The sequence below is a fragment of the Hydrocarboniphaga sp. FW305-C-57 genome (assembly GCF_058783045.1).
Genome location: NZ_JBYSYG010000011.1, coordinates 122,103 through 138,783 on the forward strand (window position 1 = coordinate 122,103; position 16,681 = coordinate 138,783).

Genomic DNA, 16,681 nt, shown 5'->3' on the forward strand with positions numbered 1-16,681 from the left:
GCGGACACCTTCTGCAGATCTTCGAGGAAGCTGCCACCGCGGTTGCGACGACGCTGTTCGTGATGCGCCAGGCCCGTACCGGCCGGGATCAGACGGCCGACGATGACGTTCTCCTTCAAACCGCGGAGTTCGTCGCGTGAGCCGCGCACCGAGGCTTCGGTGAGCACGCGGGTGGTTTCCTGGAACGAGGCGGCCGAGATGAAGCTTTCGGTCGACAGCGAGGCCTTGGTGATGCCCAGCAGCTGGCGATAGAACTGCGCGCCACGCTCGTTGTTGCCCTTGAGGCGCTTGTTCTCGGCGAGCACGTGGAAGATTTCCGCCTGTTCGCCTTGCAGGAAGCGGCTGTCACCGGTTTCGGCGATCTCCACCTTGCGCAGCATCTGACGGATGATGACTTCGATGTGCTTGTCGTTGATGCGCACGCCCTGCAGGCGATACACGTCCTGGATTTCCTTGACGAGGTAATTCGCCAGCGCGGTCACACCCTGGAGGCGCAGGATGTCGTGCGGGCTCGGCTCGCCGTCGGACATGATTTCGCCCTTCTCCACGTGTTCACCTTCGAACACGCGGATTTCGACCCACTTCGGCACCAGCAGCTCGACTTCGTCGCCGTTGGCCTGGACGATCTTGATGCGCTGCTTGCCCTTGGTGCCGGCACCGAACTTGATGGTACCGGAGGCCTCGGCGAGAACCGCCGGTTCCTTGGGCTTGCGCGCTTCGAACAAGTCGGCGACGCGCGGCAAACCGCCGGTGATGTCGCGGGTCTTCGAGGTTTCCTGCGGGATGCGGGCGACGACGTCGCCGACCTTCACTTCGCCACCGTCTTCCGAGCTGATGACGGCCTTCGGCGGCAGCGTGTAGCTGGCCGGAATGTCGGTGCCCGGGAAGTTCAGCTGCTTGCCCTTGGCGTCGACGAGCATCAGCAAGGGACGCAAGTCCTTACCAGCGGAACCACGCGAACGCGCTTCGGTGACCACGAGGTTCGACAAGCCCGTGATCGGGTCGGACTCGCGCTGCACCGTCACGCCTTCTTCGAAGTCCTGGAACTTCACGAAGCCGGCGAGCTCGGTGACGATCGGGTGGGTGTGCGGATCCCACTTGGCCAGGCGCTGGCCGGCCTTCACCTCATCGCCATCGTTGGCGATGATCACGGCGCCGTACGGAATCTTGTAGCGCTCGCGCTCGCGGCCGTCGGCCGCGACCACGCCGATTTCACCCGAACGCGACACGGCGACGAGGTTGCCGTCCTTGTTACGCACGGTCTTGAGGTTGTGCACGCGCGCCGTACCGGCCGCACGCGCATCGACGCCGTCGTTGGACGCGCCACGGTTGGCCGCACCACCGACGTGGAAGGTACGCATGGTCAGCTGCGTGCCGGGCTCGCCGATCGACTGCGCGGCGATGACGCCCACCGCTTCGCCGATGTTCACGCGGTGGCCACGGGCCAGATCGCGGCCGTAGCACTTGGCGCAGATGCCGAACGGCAGTTCGCAGGTGATCGGCGAACGCACCCACATTTCGTCGACGCTGTTGCGCTCGAGCGTTTCGGCCCACTTTTCGTCGATCAGCGTGCCGGACGGAACCACCACGTCTTCGCCGCCGGGGCGGTAGGCATCGCGCAAGGTCACGCGGCCGAGCACGCGATCGCGCAGCGGCTCGAGCACGTCGCCACCTTCCACGATCGGCATCATCAGCAGACCCTGGTCGGTGCCGCAGTCCTCGGCGGTTACGACCACGTCCTGCGCCACGTCGACGAGACGACGCGTCAGGTAACCCGAGTTCGCGGTCTTGAGCGCGGTATCGGCCAGGCCCTTACGAGCACCGTGGGTCGAGATGAAGTACTGCAGAACGTTGAGGCCTTCGCGGAAGTTCGCCGTGATCGGGTTCTCGATGATCGAGCCGTCCGGCTTGGCCATCAGGCCGCGCATGCCGGCGAGCTGACGGATCTGCGCCTGGCTACCACGAGCGCCCGAGTCGGCCATCATGAACACGGAGTTGAACGAGGGCTGCTCGATCTCCTTGCCGTCCTTGCCGATCGACTTCTCTTTGCCGATCCGCACCATCATCGCTTTGGAGATGTCGTCGTTCGCACGCGACCAGTGGTCGATCACGCGGTTCTTGCGTTCCTGCTGCGTGGTCAGACCTTCGGCGTATTCGCGCTCGACTTCCATCACCTTGGCCTCGGCAGCGGCCAGGATCTTGGCCTTCTCCTCCGGGATGATGATGTCGTCGAGACAGAAGCTGATGCCCGCGCGCGTCGACATGCGGAAGCCCGTGTACATGAGCTGGTCGGCGAACACCACGGTGTCCTTGGTGCCGGCCTTGCGGTACACGTAGTTGATCACGCGCGACACTTCCTTCTTCGTCATCGTCTTGTTGATGACGGAGAACGGAATCGTCGACGGCAGGATCTCGGACAGCAGCGCACGGCCCGTGGTCGTTTCGACACGGTGGAAGATGCGCTCGCCGCTCTCGGTGACGTCGGGCAGGCGCACGCTGATCTTGGCCTGCAGGTGCAGCTGCTTGGATTCGTAGGCGCGATGCACTTCGCCCACGTCCGAGAACTTCATGCCTTCGCCGTCCGCACCGATGCGCTCACGCGTCATCCAGTACAGACCGAGCACGACGTCCTGCGACGGCACGATGATCGGGTCGCCCGATGCCGGCGACAGGATGTTGTTCGACGCCATCATCAGCACGCGCGCTTCGAGCTGCGCTTCGAGCGACAGCGGAACGTGCACGGCCATCTGGTCACCGTCGAAGTCGGCGTTGAACGCCGTGCAGACGAGCGGATGCAGGTTGATCGCCTTGCCTTCGATGAGGATCGGCTCGAACGCCTGGATGCCCAGACGGTGCAGCGTCGGCGCGCGGTTCAGCAGCACCGGATGTTCGCGGATGCACTCTTCGAGGCAATCCCAAACGGCGGCTTCTTCGCGCTCCACCATCTTCTTGGCGGCCTTGATCGTGGTTGCCAGGCCCTTGCGCTGCAGCAGGCTGAACACGAACGGCTTGAACAGCTCGAGCGCCATCTTCTTCGGCAGGCCGCACTGGTGCAGCTTCAGCGTCGGGCCGACCACGATGACCGAACGGCCGGAGTAGTCGACGCGCTTGCCGAGCAGGTTCTGGCGGAAGCGCCCCTGCTTGCCCTTGATCATGTCGGCGAGCGACTTGAGCGGGCGCTTGTTGGTGCCGGTGATCGCACGGCCACGGCGGCCGTTGTCGATCAGCGCATCGACCGATTCCTGCAGCATGCGCTTTTCGTTGCGCACGATGATGTCCGGCGCGGTCAGCTCGAGCAGACGCTTCAGGCGGTTGTTGCGGTTGATGACGCGGCGGTACAGATCGTTGAGATCCGACGTCGCGAAGCGGCCGCCGTCGAGCGGCACCAGCGGACGCAGGTCCGGCGGCAGCACCGGCAGCACCGTCAGCACCATCCATTCGGGACGGTTGTTCGAGGCGATGAAGTACTCGATCAGCTTGAGGCGCTTGCCGAGCTTCTTGATCTTGGTTTCGGAGCTGGTGCCGGCGAGTTCTTCGCGCAGGCGCACCGCTTCCTTCTGCAGGTCGATCGCCTTGAGCAGATCGTGCACGGCCTCGGCGCCCATGCGGGCATCGAATTCATCGCCGTACTTCTCGATCGAATCGAGGTATTCCTCTTCGGTCAGCAGCACGCCCTTTTCGAGCGGGGTGAGGCCCGGGTCGACGACGATGTGCGCTTCGAAATACAGCACGCGCTCGATCGCGCGCAGCGGCATGTCGAGCAGCAGGCCGATGCGGCTCGGCAGCGACTTCAGGAACCAGATGTGGGCGACCGGCGAAGCCAGGTCGATGTGACCCATGCGCTCGCGGCGAACCTTGGCGACGGTGACTTCGACGCCGCACTTTTCGCAGACCACGCCGCGGTGCTTGAGGCGCTTGTACTTGCCGCACAAGCACTCGTAATCCTTGATCGGTCCGAAGATTTTGGCGCAGAACAGGCCGTCACGCTCGGGCTTGAACGTGCGGTAGTTGATGGTCTCCGGCTTCTTCACTTCGCCGTACGACCACGAACGGATCACTTCCGGCGAGGAGAGGCCGATCTTGATGGCGTCGAAATCCTCGAATTCCTCGGTCGGCGCCTTCAGCAGATTGAAAAGCTCTTTCATCTTTAACTCCTAAATGTGGTTTGGATTCGAAGCGCCTGCGGCGTTGAACGCCGCAGGCCAAACCACCGCTACTGATTCTGTTCCAGCTCGATGTTCAGACCGATCGAACGGATTTCCTTCACGAGCACGTTGAAGGATTCCGGCATGCCCGCGTGCATGCGGTGATCGCCATCGACGATCGCCTTGTACATGCGCGTACGGCCGTTGGTGTCGTCGGACTTCACGGTCAGCATTTCCTGCAGCGTGTAGGCCGCGCCGTAGGCTTCGAGCGCCCAGACTTCCATCTCACCGAAGCGCTGGCCGCCGAACTGCGCCTTGCCACCCAGCGGCTGCTGCGTGACGAGCGAGTACGGACCGGTCGAACGCGCGTGCATCTTGTCGTCGACGAGGTGGTTGAGCTTGAGCATGTACATGTAGCCCACCGTGATCTCGCGCGAGAACGCATCGCCGGTGCGGCCGTCGTACAGCTGGGCCTGGCCGGTACGCGGCAGACCCGCGAGTTCGAGCAGCTCCTTGATCTCTTCTTCGGCCGCGCCGTCGAACACCGGCGTTGCCACCGGCAGACCATGGATCAGGTTCTTCGCGAGCGTGACGATTTCGGCGTCGCTGAACTGCGACAGGTCTTCCTTCTTGGTCGTGCGACCGGCGTTGTAGACCTTGTCGAGGAACTTGCGCACTTCGCCGACGGCCTTCTGCTGCTCGATCATCTGGTTGATCTTCTTGCCGATGCCCTTGGCGGCCCAGCCCAGATGCACTTCGAGCAGCTGGCCGATGTTCATGCGCGACGGCACGCCCAGCGGGTTCAGCACGATGTCGACCGGCGTACCGTCGGCCATGTGCGGCATGTCTTCCACCGGCACGATCTGCGAGATCACGCCCTTGTTACCGTGGCGACCGGCCATCTTGTCGCCCGGCTGGATGCGGCGCTTCACGGCCAGATACACCTTGACCATCTTGAGCACGCCCGGGCTGAGCTCGTCGCCCGCCTGGATCTTGCGCTTCTTGTTCTCGTAGCGGGCGTCGAAGTAGGCGCGCTGATCCTTGAGCTGCTTGGCGGCCGCTTCGAGCTGGCTCTGCGCGTCCTCGTCCTGCAGGCGGATCTCGAACCACTTGTCGCGCTCGACGCTGGAAAGGTACTCGGCGTCGATCTTGGCGCCCTTCTTGAGCTTGTTCGGGCCGCCATCGGCGACCTTGCCCATCAGGATGCGGTTCAGACGATCGTAGATGTCGTCTTCGAAGATGCGCTGCTGGTCATGCAAGTCCTTGCGGACCGCCATCAGCTCGCTCTCTTCGATCGACAGCGCACGCTTGTCCTTCTTGACGCCTTCACGCGTGAACACGCGCACGTCGATGACGGTGCCATCCATGCCGGCCGGAACGCGCAGGCCGGTGTCCTTCACGTCCGAAGCCTTCTCGCCGAAGATCGCGCGCAGCAGCTTTTCTTCGGGCGTCAGCTGGGTCTCGCCCTTGGGCGTGACCTTGCCGACCAGGATGTCGCCGGCCTTCACTTCGGCGCCGATGTAGACGATGCCGCTCTCGTCGAGCTTGCGCAGGGCCTGCTCGTTGACGTTCGGGATGTCGGAGGTGATTTCTTCCGGACCGAGCTTGGTTTCACGCGCGACGCAGGTGAGTTCTTCGATGTGGATCGTGGTGAAACGATCTTCCTCGACGACGCGCTCCGAGATCAGGATCGAGTCTTCGAAGTTGTAGCCGTTCCAGGGCATGAACGCGATGAGCATGTTCTGGCCCAGCGCGAGCTCGCCGAGATCGGTCGACGGACCGTCGGCCAGCACGTCGCCGCGAGCGACCACGTCACCCGGCTTCACGAGCGGACGCTGGTTGATGCAGGTGTTCTGGTTGCTGCGCGTGTACTTGACGAAGTTGTAGATGTCGACGCCCGCCTCACCGGCGACGGTTTCGTCGTCGTTGACGCGAATGACCACGCGCGCCGCATCGCACTTGTCGACCACGCCGCCGCGCTTGGCGACGATGGCGTTGCCCGAGTCGATCGCCACGCGGCGTTCGACGCCGGTGCCGACCAGCGGCTTCTCGCTGCGCAGCGTCGGCACCGCCTGGCGCTGCATGTTCGAGCCCATCAGCGCGCGGTTGGCGTCGTCGTGCTCGAGGAACGGAATCAGCGCGGCAGCCACCGACACGATCTGGCGCGGCGACACGTCCATGTACTGGACCTTGTCGGGCGTCATCAGCGTGAATTCGTTCTGGAAACGGCAGCTGATCAGCTCGGCCTTGAACGCGCCCTTGGCGTCGAGATCGGAGTTCGCCTGCGCGATCACGTAGCGGCCTTCTTCGATCGCCGACAGGTAGTCGATTTCGTCGGACACCTTGCCGTCGATGACCTTGCGATACGGCGTCTCGAGGAAGCCGTAGTCGTTGGTGCGCGCGTAGCAGGCCAGCGAGTTGATCAGACCGATGTTCGGACCTTCCGGCGTTTCGATCGGGCAGACGCGGCCGTAGTGGGTCGGGTGCACGTCGCGGACTTCGAAGCCGGCGCGCTCACGCGTCAGACCACCCGGGCCGAGGGCCGAGACGCGACGCTTGTGCGTGATCTCGGACAGCGGGTTGTTCTGGTCCATGAACTGCGACAGCTGCGACGAGCCGAAGAACTCCTTGATCGCGGCGCCGACCGGCTTGGCGTTGATCAGATCCTGCGGCGTGAGGTTTTCGGCTTCGGCGAGCGCCAGGCGCTCGCGCACGGCGCGCTCGACGCGCACGAGACCCGTGCGGAACACGTTCTCGGTCATTTCACCGACCGCGCGAATACGACGGTTGCCGAGGTGATCGATGTCGTCGGTCACGTCTTCGCCGTTGCGGATCGCGATGATCTGCTTCATCACGTCGACGATGTCGGAGAAATCCGGGCCGTACTTGGCGACGAGTTCCTTGGCGGCTTCGCTCTTGAGGATTTCGAAGTACTTGCCGTCGTAGAGAATGCCCGAGCCGGTGGTGGCGTCGCGGCGCAGGCGGCGGTTGAACTTCATGCGGCCGACCGACGACAGGTCGTACTTCTCGGGCGCGAAGAACAGGCCTTCGAACAGCGCCTCGGCGGCCTCCTTGGTCGGCGGCTCGCCGGGACGCATCATGCGATAGATCTCGACCAGCGCCTCGAGCTTGCTGCGCGTCGGATCGATGTTGAGCGTGGTGCTGACGTACGGCCCCTTGTCGAGGTCGTTGACGTACAGCGTCGGCAGCTCCTTGATGCCGGCGGCGCGCAGCTTCGGCAGCAGCGCCTCGGTCACTTCGGTGTTGGCCGGGGCGATCAGTTCGCCGGTCTTGGTGTCGATGATGTCGCGCGCCAGGATGCGGCCCGCGAGGTAGCTGTCCGGCACTTCCAGATGCGCGATCTTGGCTTCGCGGATCATCTTGATGTGGCGGGCCGTGATCGGCTTGCCGGCCTCGACGAGCACCTTCTTGCCGTCGGTGATGTCGAACTGCGCCTTCTCGCCCTTGAGGCGTTCCGGCACGAGTTCCCACAGGGCGCCCGAATCCTGCAGCTGGAAGCTATTGAGGTCGTGGAAGATCTCGAGCATCTGCTGGTTGTCGTAACCGAGCGCGCGCATGAGGATGGTCGCCGGCAGCTTGCGGCGACGGTCGATACGCACGAACAGGTTGTCCTTCGGATCGAACTCGAAGTCCAGCCAGGAGCCGCGGTACGGAATGATGCGGGCGCTGTAGAGCAGCTTGCCCGAGCTGTGCGTCTTGCCCTTGTCGTGGTCGAAGAACACGCCCGGCGAGCGGTGCAGCTGCGAGACGACGACGCGCTCGGTGCCGTTGATGATGAAGGTGCCGTTGTCGGTCATCAGCGGCACTTCGCCGAGATAGACCTCCTGCTCACGCACGTCCTTGATGCGCTTTTCCTTCGATTCGCGATCGAAGATCACCAGGCGCACGGTCACCTTGAGCGGCGAGGCGAAGGTCAGGCCACGCACGCGGCACTCGACTTCCTCGAACACCGGCTCGTCGAGACGGTACTTCACGTACTCCAGCGTCGCGCCACCGTTGTAGCTCGACATCGGGAACACCGACTTGAACGCGGCGTGCAGGCCCACTTCCTTGCGCTTGCCGTGCGGCGTGTCCGCCTGCAGGAACTCACGGTAGGAATCGATCTGCGTGGCGAGCAAAAACGGAATGTCCAGCGTGTCGGTGAGCTTGCTGAAATCCTTGCGGATGCGCTTTTTGGCAGTAAACGTGTAAGCCATCGTTACCTCGTCTCAAGGCCCGCCGGGCAAGCGGGCCGTGGAAAAAACAGACTGAAAATTCAATGCGATGGGCAGAAAGCGCGGGTACTGCGCCGCAGTCCATTGCGTTGAATTCTCAAAGCGGCGAAAGGCCGGGAGCTTTTGGCTCCCAGCCTTTTGCCGAACTACTTGTGAAACTGATGCGTCAATTCGAACTAAGTTCCTTGAATTCCTCGCCGTACTTAGAAGCTGCGTTAAGAAACCGTGCTGGGCTCTGAGAGGGCGCGAATTTCCCGGCGCTGCTACGCGGCGCGGCGAGAAATTCGCGCTACTTGATGTCGACCTTGGCGCCGGCAGCTTCGAGCTTCTTCTTGATGGCTTCGGCGTCGGCCTTCGGCACACCGTCCTTGACGGTCTGCGGAGCGCCTTCGACGAGGTCCTTGGCTTCCTTGAGGCCCAGGCCGGTGATCTCGCGAACCACCTTGATGACTTCGACCTTCTTCTCGCCGAACGCAGCGAGAACGACGGTGAACTCGGTCTTCTCTTCGACCGGGGCGGCAGCGGCAGCAGCCGGGCCAGCGGCGACGGCGACCGGGGCGGCGGCGGAAACGCCGAACTTCTCTTCCATGGCCTTGACCAGCTCGACGATGTCCATGACGGACTTGGCGGCGATCGCGTCCAGGATTTCCTGATTGCTAAGCGACATGTTTGACTCCGTGAATCGTAAAAGTGTGATTTAAGCGAAAGCGTTGTTTGCTTCAGCGAACTTAAGCGGCTTCTTTCTGCTTGTCGGCGACGGCCTGGACCGTGCGCACGAACTTGGCAGTAGGCTCCGAAAGGGTACGCACGAACTGCGTGATCGGTGCCAGCAGCAGACCGGCGAGCTGGCCCAGGGCCTGCTCCTTGGTCGGCAGATTGGCGAGGCGATCGATGTCCTTGGCGCCATACAGGGCGCCGCCGACCGCGATGGCCTTGACCACGAGCTTGTCGTTGTCCTTGGCGAAATCCTTGATGACGCGGCCGACCGAACCCGGATCCTCGAGGGAGAAACCGAGAACGAGCGGACCGGTCAGCGCGGGTTCCAGGCACTCGAACTCGGTGCCCTTCACGGCGCGCGCCGCCAGCGTGTTCTTCACCACGTGCAGATAGACGCCGCTTTCGCGGGCCTTGCTGCGCAGGGCATCGAACTTCACGGCGGTCAGGCCACGGTACTCGGCTGCAACAGCCGAGAGCGCGCGGCTCGCCACTTCATTCACTTCCGCAACCAGGGCTTTCTTGTCTTCCAGCCTGAGAGCCATCGGTACATTGCTCCTGGTGCTACGTTGAGACGACACGGGCGCGGCCCGAAGGCTTTGCCCAACCTGTACAGCTCCGGTGCCGTCGGCTTTCGCTTCGGTGCACCGTCTACGTGAGCGCTCTTGCGAGCTTTAATCCTTGCGGCACTGACGGTCTTCGACGATGCGGCTTTCGCCACACTTCAAAGTCTTTACACCGTGAGGAGGAAGCAGCGAGGCCTGAGGCGCAACAGCAGACGCCTCATTCCTCACGCTTCACCCCTCACGAAAAATCATTCCGGCAGCGACGAGACGTCGACGCGGATGCCGGGGCCCATCGTGGTCGAGAGCGTGACCTTCTTGATGTACACGCCCTTGGACGACGACGGCTTCTGCTTGCGAATGTCACGGACCACTGCGACGAGGTTGTCGAGGATCTTGTCCTTGTCGAAGTTCGCGCTGCCGATCGAGCAATGCACGATGCCGGCCTTGTCGGTACGGAACTTGGCCATACCGGCCTTGGCGTTCTTGACCGCTTCGGCGACGTTCGGCGTCACGGTGCCGGTCTTCGGGTTCGGCATCAGGCCACGCGGGCCGAGCACCTGACCGAGCTGACCGACGACGCGCATCGCGTCCGGGCTGGCGATGACGACCTGATAGTTCAGATCGCCACCCTTCATCGCGGCGGCGAGGTCGTCCATACCGACGGCGTCGGCGCCCGCGGCGGTGGCTTCTGCAGCCTTGGCGCCCTGGGTGAACACGGCGACGCGGACCGACTTGCCGTTACCGTGCGGCAGCACCGTGGAACCACGCACGTTCTGGTCGGACTTCTTGGCGTCGATGCCGAGGTTGATCGACAGGTCGACCGATTCCTTGAACTTGGCAGTCGAGCAGGCCTTCACGAGATCGAGCGCCTGGTCGAGCGTATAGGTCTTGCCTTCCTGGACCTTGGAGGCGAACAGCTTTTCGCGCTTGGTGAGCTTGATTGCCATGGCTTAGACCCCTTCCACTTCAACGCCCATGGAACGGGCAGAGCCGGCGATGATCTTGATCGCGGCGGTCATGTCGGCGGCGTTGAGATCCGGCCACTTGACCTTGGCGATCTCCTCGAGCTGCGCCTTCTTGATCTTGCCCACCTTCTTGGTGTGCGGAGTCGGCGAACCGGACTCGATGCCCACGGCCTTCTTGATCAGATAGGTCGCCGGCGGCGTCTTCATGATGAAGGTGAAGGAACGGTCGGTGTAGACCGTGATCACGACCGGGATCGGCATGCCGGGCTCGAGCTTCTGCGTCGCAGCGTTGAACTCTTTGCAGAAACCCATGATGTTCACGCCCTGCTGACCGAGGGCGGGACCGATCGGCGGCGAGGGGTTGGCCTTGCCGGCCGGAATTTGCAGCTTGACGTAGCCTTGTACTTTCTTGGCCATGACGACTCCTGGTGGGTGGTAGCGCCTTGGGCTCTCGCCGCGGGCTCCCCGGTTGACTTCCATGGAAACGGCTTCGCCATTTCCGCCTGAAACCAGTGCAGCTCAACAACAACCGTCCTTGGTTCGATGTTCCCGCCCGGCCATCCGTGGCCGGACCTTCGCCGGGCCGGATTGCCATTCAAGGCAATCCGGCACAACCCCGGCTCAGCCCTTTTCGACCTGAGAGAATTCCAGCTCGACCGGCGTCGACCGGCCGAAGATCAGAACGGCCACACGCAGGCGGTTCTTCTCGTAATTGACTTCCTCGACCACGCCGTTGAAATCGGCGAACGGACCATCGGTGACGCGCACCGACTCGCCCGGCTCGTAGAGCGTCTTGGGCTTGGGTTTTTCGACCGCCTCTTCGACGCGGTTGAGAATCTGGTTGGCTTCCTTCTCGGAGATCGGCGCCGGCTTGTCCGGCGTGCCACCGATGAAGCCGAGCACCTTCGGCGTGTTCTTGACGAGATGCCAGGTTTCCTCGGCCATCTCCATCTGCACGAGCACGTAGCCCGGGAAGAACTTGCGCTCGGTGGTGCGCTTGACGCCATCCTTGATTTCGACGACCTCTTCGGTCGGCACCAGGATGTCGCCGAACTTGTCCTGCAGGCCGGCGCGAGCGATACGCTCGACCATCGCCTTCTTGACGCTGTTCTCGTACTGCGAATAGGCGTGAACCACGTACCAGCGCATGCTCATAGATCAGCCCCGGCCAGTCAGCGATTTGACGCCGAACAGCAAAAAGGAATCGAGGCCCCAGAGCAGCAGCGACATGACCAGAACGACCACCGCGATCATCAGCGTGGACTGCAGGGCTTCCTGACGGCTCGGCCAGACCACCTTGCGCAGCTCGGAGCGCGCACCGATGACGTAGCCCCAGAGTTCGCGGCCGAGCTGGGTCTGGTAGGCGATCGCGACCGCAGCGCCGAGCGCCGCGATCAGCATCAGCATGCGCAGGGCGGCGTTGATGCTGCCGTTGAACCAGTAGAACGCGAACATCCCGCCCACGAGCAGGACGACAGACGCCAGCAGCAGCAGGCTGTCGTAGCGCGAAGAACTGGGTGATTCGATCTGGGGTTCCATGAACGTCCGAACGTCCGTCTCACTGCCCTTGCGGGCTTGTTGTGCTGTCAAAGTCCAGATGGCAGGGGCGGAGGGTCTCGAACCCCCAGCCTTCGGTTTTGGAGACCGACGCTCTACCAATTGAGCTACGCCCCTGCAGGCGAACTGAACTCGGCACTTTCAAAAGGGGCGCGGAGTTTACGTGCCCGTCCAGCAAAAATCAAAGGCCGGCGAAAAACACAAGGGCCGGGCCCTCTTGCGAAGGCCCGGCCTTGTCAGTTTCTTAAGCCAGGATCTTGGTGACGACGCCGGCGCCGACGGTGCGGCCGCCTTCGCGAATCGCGAAGCGAACCTGCTCTTCCATCGCAATCGGGTTGATCAGCTCAACCGACACCTTGATGTTGTCGCCCGGCATCACCATCTCCGTGCCCGCCGGCAACTCCACCGAGCCCGTCACGTCCGTCGTGCGGAAGTAGAACTGCGGACGATAGCCCTTGAAGAACGGCGTGTGACGACCACCCTCTTCCTTCGTCAGCACGTACAGCTCGCCTTCGAACTTCGAGTGCGGCTTGATCGAGCCCGGCTTGCACAGCACCTGGCCGCGCTCGATGTCTTCCTTCTTCGTGCCGCGCAGCAGCAGGCCGACATTGTCGCCCGCCTGGCCCTGGTCCAGCAGCTTGCGGAACATTTCGACGCCCGTGATCGTCGTCGTCGCCGTCGGGCGGATGCCGACGATTTCCACCGTCTCACCCACCTTCACGACACCGCGTTCAATACGGCCCGTGGCCACCGTGCCGCGGCCCGAGATCGAGAACACGTCTTCCACCGGCAGCAGGAACGGCTTGTCCGTCTCGCGCTCCGGCTCCGGAATGTAGGTATCCAGCGCCTTGTACAGCTCTTCAACCTTGTCCACCCACTCCTTCTCGCCGGCAATCGCCTTGGTGGCGCTGCCGCGGATGATCGGGGTGTCGTCGCCCGGGAAGCCGTACTTGCTCAGCAGGTCGCGCACTTCCATTTCGACCAGTTCGAGCAGCTCGGGGTCTTCCACGAGGTCGCACTTGTTCAGCCACACCACGACCTTCGGCACGTTCACCTGCTTGGCCAGCAGCACGTGCTCGCGCGTCTGCGGCATCGGGCCGTCCACCGCCGACACCACCAGGATCGCGCCGTCCATCTGCGCCGCACCCGTGATCATGTTCTTCACGTAGTCCGCGTGGCCCGGGCAGTCCACGTGCGCGTAGTGGCGCGTGTCGGTTTCGTATTCCACGTGCGACGTCGCAATCGTCAGAATCTTCGTGCTGTCACGACGTCCCTGCGATTCCGACGCCTTCGCAACCTCGTCGTACGCGACGTACTTCGTCTTGCCGTACTTGTCCGACGAAATCTTCGTCAGCGCCGCCGTCGTCGTCGTCTTGCCGTGGTCAACGTGACCAATCGTCCCCACGTTCACGTGCGGCTTCGCGCGTTCGAATTTTTCCTTACCCATCTGAGTACTCCGGACCTTTAGATTTAGGACAAGAAGCTGTTAAAGAAGCAATTGCAACGGGGTGACCGAATACCGGTCACCTGAAAAATGAAGCGGCACCCACGAGAGGAATCGGACATTCATTACCGATCATCTCTTGGAGGCCGGAGCTTCGATTCCTCTCGAACCGTCACTCCGACTTCCTTGAATTGGTGCCCACGAGAGGAATCGAACCTCCGACCTCACCCTTACCAAGGGTGTGCTCTACCGACTGAGCTACGGGGGCAAACTGTTCAGCTTTTCGTTACTGACGGACGAACAATGGAGCGGGAGACGGGAATCGAACCCGCGTGATCAGCTTGGAAGGCTGAAGTTCTACCATTGAACTACTCCCGCAGAAACTTGGTGGAGGGAGAAGGATTCGAACCTTCGTAGACGTAAGTCAGCAGATTTACAGTCTGCCCTCGTTGGCCACTTGAGTATCCCTCCGCGCAAGGGCAAGAGTCTCACGACCCGGCCCCTAAACGAGCCGCGTATTCTCGTGACCGAACCTGCCCTCGTCAAGCAGAAATCACCGTCTCCAGGCAAGTTTTTCATTAAGTTTTTGCTACCAGGTGCGCGGCTTGGCGCGTGCGGTCGGCGGAGCCTGCAGCGGATCGTCAGGCCAGGGGTGCTTCGGATAGCGGCCCTTGAGCTCCTTCTTGACCTCGGCGTAGGTGCGCGCCCAGAAGCCCGCGAGGTCCTGGGTGACCTGGATCGGCCGGCGCCCCGGCGACAGCAGATGCAGCATCACCGGCATGCGGCCGTCATCGACCGCCGGGGTGCGCGTCGCCCCGAACAGTTCCTGCAGCTTGACCGCGAGCACCGGCGGGGCACCGTCGGCCGCATAGTCGAGGGCGATGCGCGAGCCGCTCGGCACGCCCAGGTGGCTTGGGGCGAGCCGGGCCAGGGTCTGCTGGCGGGCGTAATCGAGCTGACCGGCGAGGATCTCGTGCAGATCGAGCCGCGACAGGTGATCACGCCGAGTCACGCCGTCCAGATGCGGCCCGAGCCAGGTTTCGAGCGTGTCGGCGAGCGCCTCGTCGGAAACGTCGGGCCAGCCGTCTTCGGGGCGCCAGCGCCGCAGCGACAGCACGCGCGCCTGCCATTGGCGGGCGCCTTCGGTCCACGGCAGCACGCCGACGCCAAGCGAACGCAGTCCGGCGACCATCGCGGCACGCGCCGCCTCGGCCGGGGCCTTCAGCGGGCGCCGCTCGAACACGATCGCTCCGATGCCGCGCTGCTCCTCGGACTGCACGGTTTCGCTCGCCGCATCCCAGCGCACCACGCGGCGCCAGGCGAGCTGGGCGGCGAAATCCTTGAGCAGGCTCGCTTCGACGAGCCGGGCGGCCGAACGCACCTTGCGCGGCGGGCCCGGATCCCAGTGCGCGATCGCGAGCCAGGCTTGCTGGGCGAGCGCGTCGTATTCGGGCAGCCGGGCTTCGGAGCCGTCGGCACACAAATAAACGCCGCGCCCGCCCTCGCGCCGGCGCGCGATGCGCTCCGGATAGCCCATCGCAAGCACGCGGCCGACCTCATCCTCGTCGAAGGACGCGCGCGGCGGATCACCGCGCAGCAGTTGGCGCACTGCGTCGCGAACCCGGCGCAGGGCGGCCGCATCGGGCACGCGGCCGAGCGCGAAATCGCAGACCGTGCGGGCCAGATCGAGCTGGCCGCCGCCGCGCTCGTCGAGCACGGCCGAAGTCCAGGCGGCGACCGTCTCGAGCCCGAGCGCGCGGGCCTGGGCCAGCATGTGGCCGCGCCGCGGACTCGCCGGCAGGCGCACGAGCTCGCGGCCATGCGCGGTCACCCGACCCTCCTCGTCGAGCGCGGCCAGCGAGGTCAGCAGCTCGCGCGCCGCGCGCCAGGCCACCGGCGGCGGGAAATCGAGCAGGCGCAGGGCACGCGGATCGCTCACGCCCCAGGCCGCGAGCTCGAGCGCGAAGCGGCTGATGTCCGCGGTCAGGATTTCGGGATCGTCGTGCGCCGGCAGCCGGCCGTGCTGCTCGGCGCTCCAGAGCCGGTAGCAGACGCCCGGTCCGAGGCGTCCGGCGCGGCCGGCGCGCTGCTCGGCTGAAGCGCGCGAGATGCGCTCGGTCAGCAGCGCGTTGGCGCCCGAGCCGAGGTCGTAGCGCGCGACGCGGGCCAGGCCGCCGTCGACGACGGTGGTCACGCCCTCGACCGTCAGGCTGGTCTGGGCGATGTTGGTCGCCAGGATCACCTTGCGACGGCCGGCCGGCGACGGCTCCAGCGCGAGGTCCTGCTCACGGCTGTCGAGCTCGCCATACAGCGGACGGAGGTCGATGTCGCCGCCCAGGCGCTCCTCGAGCGTGCGCTGGCAGAACCGGATTTCGCGCCCGCCCGGCAGGAAGGCCAGCACGTCGCCCTCGGTCTCGCGCAGCGCCTGCTGCACGCCGGCGGCGACGCTCGCCTCGACCGGCTCGCCGGGCTTGGCCGGCCGATAGCGCATCTCGACCGGAAACAGCCGCCCGCCAGCCTCGACCACCGGCGCCTCGTCGAGCAGCGCCGAGACGCGCTGCGTGTCGAGCGTGGCCGACATCACGAGCAGGCGCAGCTCGGGCCGCAGGCTTTCGCGCGATTCCCAGCTCAGCGCGAGCGCGAGGTCGGCGTCGAGGCTGCGCTCATGGAACTCGTCGAAGATGATCAGGCCGACGCCCGGCAGCTCCGGATCGGCCTGCAGCCGGCGCGCGAGCAGGCCTTCGGTGATGACTTCGATGCGCGTATTCGGCCCGACGCGGCGCTCGAAGCGCACCTGGTAGCCCACGGTTTCGCCGACCTTTTCCCCGAGCAGGCTCGCCATGCGCGCGGCGGCGGTCCGCGCCGCGAGCCGACGCGGTTCGAGGATCAGCATGCGCTGGTTCGCGAGCCAGGGCTCGTCGAGCAGGGCCAGCGGCAGCACCGTGGTCTTGCCCGAACCGGGCGGAGCGGCGAGCACCGCCAGGCCCTTGGCGGCGAGCGCGGCGCGCAGGCCGGGCAGCGCCTCGAGCGCCGGCAGCTGGGGCAGCGAGCGCTT

The 16,681-nt window shown here is 64.3% G+C and carries 9 protein-coding genes, 4 tRNA genes and 1 pseudogene; all 14 read right to left on the reverse strand.

The genetic code is table 11. The features are described from left to right. Positions 1–44 precede the first annotated feature (44 nt). Positions 45–4,145: pseudogene (rpoC, locus tag AC3WUM_RS19815) on the reverse strand (DNA-directed RNA polymerase subunit beta'); the annotation flags it as partial. A gap of 68 nt (positions 4,146–4,213) precedes the next feature. Beyond that, on the reverse strand, positions 4,214–8,362 hold the full coding sequence (gene rpoB / locus AC3WUM_RS19820; RefSeq protein ID WP_492412422.1) for a DNA-directed RNA polymerase subunit beta: 4,149 nt from the start codon (positions 8,360–8,362) through the stop codon (positions 4,214–4,216). Between the two features lie 307 nt (positions 8,363–8,669). Next, positions 8,670–9,047 (reverse strand): 50S ribosomal protein L7/L12, encoded by a 378-nt coding sequence (gene rplL / locus AC3WUM_RS19825; protein ID WP_007185031.1) that lies wholly within the window; start codon positions 9,045–9,047, stop codon positions 8,670–8,672. Positions 9,048–9,108: 61 nt separating this feature from the next. Continuing rightward, positions 9,109–9,639: a 50S ribosomal protein L10 gene (rplJ, locus tag AC3WUM_RS19830; protein WP_492412424.1), complete on the reverse strand. Its 531-nt coding sequence runs from the start codon at positions 9,637–9,639 to the stop codon at positions 9,109–9,111. 269 nt (positions 9,640–9,908) lie between these two features. Further along, complete coding sequence (gene rplA, locus AC3WUM_RS19835) at positions 9,909–10,607, reverse strand: 50S ribosomal protein L1 (protein WP_492412425.1); 699 nt, start codon at positions 10,605–10,607, stop codon at positions 9,909–9,911. Between the two features lie 3 nt (positions 10,608–10,610). Beyond that, a complete protein-coding gene (gene rplK, locus AC3WUM_RS19840; RefSeq protein WP_492412528.1) occupies positions 10,611–11,042 on the reverse strand; it encodes a 50S ribosomal protein L11 in 432 nt (143 codons plus the stop codon). A gap of 204 nt (positions 11,043–11,246) precedes the next feature. Then, a complete protein-coding gene (gene nusG, locus AC3WUM_RS19845) occupies positions 11,247–11,780 on the reverse strand; it encodes a transcription termination/antitermination protein NusG (protein ID WP_007185027.1) in 534 nt (177 codons plus the stop codon). A gap of 3 nt (positions 11,781–11,783) precedes the next feature. Further along, positions 11,784–12,164 (reverse strand): preprotein translocase subunit SecE, encoded by a 381-nt coding sequence (gene secE, locus AC3WUM_RS19850; protein ID WP_492412427.1) that lies wholly within the window; start codon positions 12,162–12,164, stop codon positions 11,784–11,786. Positions 12,165–12,223: 59 nt separating this feature from the next. Beyond that, positions 12,224–12,299, reverse strand: a tRNA-Trp gene (locus AC3WUM_RS19855). Between the two features lie 127 nt (positions 12,300–12,426). After that, positions 12,427–13,629 carry an elongation factor Tu gene (gene tuf, locus AC3WUM_RS19860; RefSeq protein ID WP_492412409.1) on the reverse strand — a complete coding sequence of 401 codons (1,203 nt, stop codon included), beginning with the start codon at positions 13,627–13,629 and terminating at the stop codon, positions 12,427–12,429. A 189-nt stretch (positions 13,630–13,818) separates the two neighbouring features. Then, a tRNA-Thr gene (locus tag AC3WUM_RS19865) sits at positions 13,819–13,894 on the reverse strand. A gap of 36 nt (positions 13,895–13,930) precedes the next feature. Beyond that, a tRNA-Gly gene (locus tag AC3WUM_RS19870) sits at positions 13,931–14,004 on the reverse strand. A gap of 7 nt (positions 14,005–14,011) precedes the next feature. Next, positions 14,012–14,097, reverse strand: a tRNA-Tyr gene (locus tag AC3WUM_RS19875). Between the two features lie 118 nt (positions 14,098–14,215). Then, positions 14,216–16,672 carry an ATP-dependent helicase HrpB gene (gene hrpB / locus AC3WUM_RS19880; protein WP_492412530.1) on the reverse strand — a complete coding sequence of 819 codons (2,457 nt, stop codon included), beginning with the start codon at positions 16,670–16,672 and terminating at the stop codon, positions 14,216–14,218. Positions 16,673–16,681 lie beyond the last annotated feature (9 nt).